Consider the following 3,429-nt stretch of genomic DNA (forward strand, 5'->3'; position numbering starts at 1 on the left):
CGGAGGGGACCGCCAGCGAGACGAGCCGCGCCAGGAGTGCCACGGCAATGGCCGCCGCCCCTGCCAGGACGAACCGCCCGGTCACCGTGACGGCCAGCAGCTCCAGGCCGATAAGCACGAACAGGATGGCGTTCAGTATCTCGTCGATAAGCTCCCAGAATACGTCGATTCTCTCGCGGGTCCTGTCGCTCATGGCGAACTTGCGGCCGACGTTTCCCACCAGAAGGCCCGAGACGACGATGGCGATGGGGCCCGACGTATGGATTGAAAGGGCCAGGGCGTATCCCCCGGTGACGAGGGCCAGGGTGACGAGTATCTCGACCTGGTAGTTGTCCACGCTCTTCAGAACCCTGTAGGCCAGCCAACCGATTGCCAGGCCGAAGGCGAAGCCGCCGAAGGTCTCCTTGACGAACATGACGGACACGTCGCCCGGCGTGGCCGCATGCTCCCCGGTGGCGATGCCGTGCAGAATGAGAAACACCACCACGGCTACGCCGTCGTTAAAGAGGGACTCGCCCGAAATGGTTGTTTCCAGGGCCTTCGGGACCCGGGCCTCCTTCATGATGCCCAGCACGGCGATGGGGTCGGTGGGCGAGACGATGGCCCCGAAAAGGAGGCAGTAGATATAGCTCATGTCGATTCCAAGCCAGGCAAGCACAAAGTACATGGAGCTTCCCACCAGAAAGGTCGAAAGGACCGGCCCGGTCAGGGCGAACACCCCGATTTCCCACTTGTGCTCGAGCAGGTCGTTGACGTCCAGGTGCAATGCCCCGGCAAACAGCATGAAGCCCAGCAGCCCGACCATCAGCGTCTTGTCGAAATTGACGCTTCTGAGAAAGAAGGCGCCCGTGCGGCCGGCCTCAAGGCCCAGGCCCAGGTGGCCCATGGAGACGAAGGCCAGGGAAACGAGCATGGAAATCAGCATCAGGCCGATGGTCATCGGCAGCTTGATGAAGCGGTGGTTCACGTACGCAAAGAGGGCCGAAAGGACGAGGAGTATCGTTATTATGTTAAAAAGCTGCATCCCCTTTGAACCACCATGTGCATCCATATTGAGCAGGCCGCCTCACCCGCCGCATGAAGCGTTCGCAGTATCCGGGGCTTGCGGCAAGCACCGTCGAAACGGGAAAAAGGACCATAGCTCAGGGACAGTATATCATCAGTCAAAAGCCGGTCATACCGGGCTTCCGGAGCCTGGAGACGCCTTCCCCTCCATCTCCGCGCGGCGCCGCGCTTGAACCCGCCGCCAGGAGCGGGTATAATTGCCCACCGCAAGAAAAGCCATTCCCGGAGGAAATACTGCCATGAGCGATACTTTCTCTTTTTCCGGCAGGGAGGTGCTCCGCTGCAAGTACGGGGAGAACGGCTATCAGACGCCGGCGGCCCTTTATGCCTCGCAGGCGGACGACCCCCTGGCGCTGGCGAGGTTCTCCCTGGTGGCCGGGACCGACCCGAGCTTCAACAACCTTGCCGACCTGGACCGGCTGGTGCAGACGGTGACCCACATAGCCGCAGCCTTCGACCTCAACAGGGGAAAGGTGCCCCCCATCGCCGTGGGAGTGAAGCACGGAAACCCCTGCGGGGCGGCCCAGGGCGGAGACCCTCTCTCCGTGGTCCGAAGGATGGTGGAGGGTGACCCCCTGGCCATCTTCGGCGGCCTGGTCATGGTCAACCTAGACATGACCGAGGAGCTTTCTGAGGCCATGCTCACCCACGGGATGCCCGGGGGGCAGCGCCGCGTGCTGGACGGCATCATCGCCCCGGCCTTCGCCGAGGAGGCGGTGGGGATGTTCAAGCGCAAGGGGGACAAGTGCCGCCTCCTCGTTAACCCCGCCCTTCGGGAGCTCGGCAGGGGAAGCCTGGATGCCGCGCCCAGGTTCCGCTGCGTGCGCGGAGGGTTTCTCCTTCAGCCCAACTACACCTATGTGCTGGACCTCAAGGACCCCGACCTCAAGAAGCACGGGGAGGCCTCCCCGGAGCAGGAGGACGACATGCTTCTGGCCAAGGCCATCGGGGATACGAGCAACTCCAACACGGTGACGCTGGTCAAGGGAGGCATGCTCATCGGAAACGGCGTGGGCCAGCAGGCCCGCGTGCGCGGGGCGCGCCTTGCCGTGAACCTGACCGGATACGCGGGCCACGACCCCCGGGGCGCCGTGGCCTCCAGCGACAGCTTCTTCCCCTTCACAGACGGCGTGCAGGTGCTACACGAGGCCGGGGTCAAGGCCGTCGTGGCCACCAGCGGCTCGGTCAAGGACGGCGAGGTCGTCGAGTACTGCCGGAGAAACGGCATCGTTCTGTACCACATCCCCGACAAGAAGGCCCGCGGTTTCTTCGGCCATTAGAACCAGCCCGGAAAAGTCTTGCGACTTTTCGGGGACCCCTGCTGGAAAGGCGAAGGGCCGCATCCCGCTATATCGCCAGCCGTGAGGCTGCAAGGCCGCGGGTAGCGCCGTGTCTGCTCCGGAGGGTGCGCTTCGGGAAAAGCCAGCGCCCGGACAAGGAGGCCCCTCTCAGTTCCAGGAGAGGTCCTGGGCGCCGTCGCAGTGGACCGGGGGGAAGCGCTCGCGGATGACGCGCTCCAGGCGGGGGCGTATCACGATGTCGAAGACGCGGCCCTTGTTCGGAAAGAAGTTCTCCGAAATCTGTCTGAGGGAACACCCGTATGCGGCGGTTCTCCTCCTTCAGTTCCTCCGGCGAGGGGCGGTGCTTGTGGTCTTCGGGCGGGACGGACATGCGTGTATTATATCAGCGGGGTGCGGGTACAGAACAAGGGCGTTCGGCCTTGCCCCCGGAATGCCCCGGTGGATATGCGCTCTCTGGGCGGTGAGGCCCGGGAAGGTCCATGGGCGTCGCGGGGTGTCGGAACCCCGGAGGGCTGTGTTATAGTAAAGCGCTTGAGAATGATGAAGGGAGATGCAGGATGCGGGGGATTTTCATACTGGGCGCTCTCTTGTGTTTCTTGAACAGCCAGCCGGCGCTGGCCATAGAGTCGTTTCTTGTTACCGACACCCCTGATGGCGCCGACACCTGGATATATATCACCGACGACCCGCGGGAGGCCGACGAGCGCTGGTACATCTCGCCCGACCTGGTGCCCGAGGTGGCCTTCATCCTCCATGATATCCCGAGCAGCGACCGGCACGACAAGGTCTTCTACCTGACGGACAACCCCAGGAGGGTGAACAAGTGGGTCTATATCGCAAGGGACCCCGAGCGAGCCGATGAATGGGTCTATGTGCAGAACGCCGAGGTCGCCAGGTTCATTCAGAGTTTGGCCCGCCGCAGGAATTAGCCCTCTTTTCCACTCATCTCCGGAATCGGTCTCCCTGTAGTACCTAACCCTCCTCCGTTTTGCTGGCCCGAACCGTGTCCTATCGCTCCGGACCGTGTCCGGTCGCTCCGGATCGTATCCGGCCGGACCGTGTC

The 3,429-nt window shown here is 63.3% G+C and carries 3 protein-coding genes; 2 read left to right on the plus strand and 1 reads right to left on the minus strand.

What is annotated here, in order from left to right; translation table 11 throughout:
- Nucleotides 1-1,024: cation:proton antiporter (locus P8Y39_12925; GenBank protein ID MEJ2193218.1), on the minus strand; the 1,024-nt coding region annotated here is incomplete at its 3' end.
- 280 nt (nt 1,025-1,304) lie between these two features.
- Between P8Y39_12925 and P8Y39_12930 the strand changes: the two genes are divergently transcribed.
- Both P8Y39_12930 and P8Y39_12935 read left to right on the plus strand, forming a co-directional pair.
- A complete protein-coding gene (locus P8Y39_12930) occupies nt 1,305-2,345 on the plus strand; it encodes a hypothetical protein (protein MEJ2193219.1) in 1,041 nt (346 codons plus the stop codon).
- A 578-nt stretch (nt 2,346-2,923) separates the two neighbouring features.
- The gene (locus tag P8Y39_12935) at nt 2,924-3,295 is read left to right on the plus strand and encodes a hypothetical protein (protein ID MEJ2193220.1); all 372 of its coding nucleotides are present in this window, start codon (nt 2,924-2,926) and stop codon (nt 3,293-3,295) included.
- The last annotated feature ends 134 nt before the right edge of the window (nt 3,296-3,429 follow it).

This window comes from Nitrospirota bacterium (assembly GCA_037386965.1).
GTDB lineage: Bacteria > Nitrospirota > Thermodesulfovibrionia > Thermodesulfovibrionales > JdFR-86 > JARRLN01.

Coding starts and splice junctions, on each gene's coding strand:
- P8Y39_12930 (MEJ2193219.1), top strand. CDS start 1,305: ATGAGCGATACTTTCTCTTTTTCCGGCAGGGAGGTGCTCCGCTGCAAG.
- P8Y39_12935 (MEJ2193220.1), top strand. CDS start 2,924: ATGCGGGGGATTTTCATACTGGGCGCTCTCTTGTGTTTCTTGAACAGC.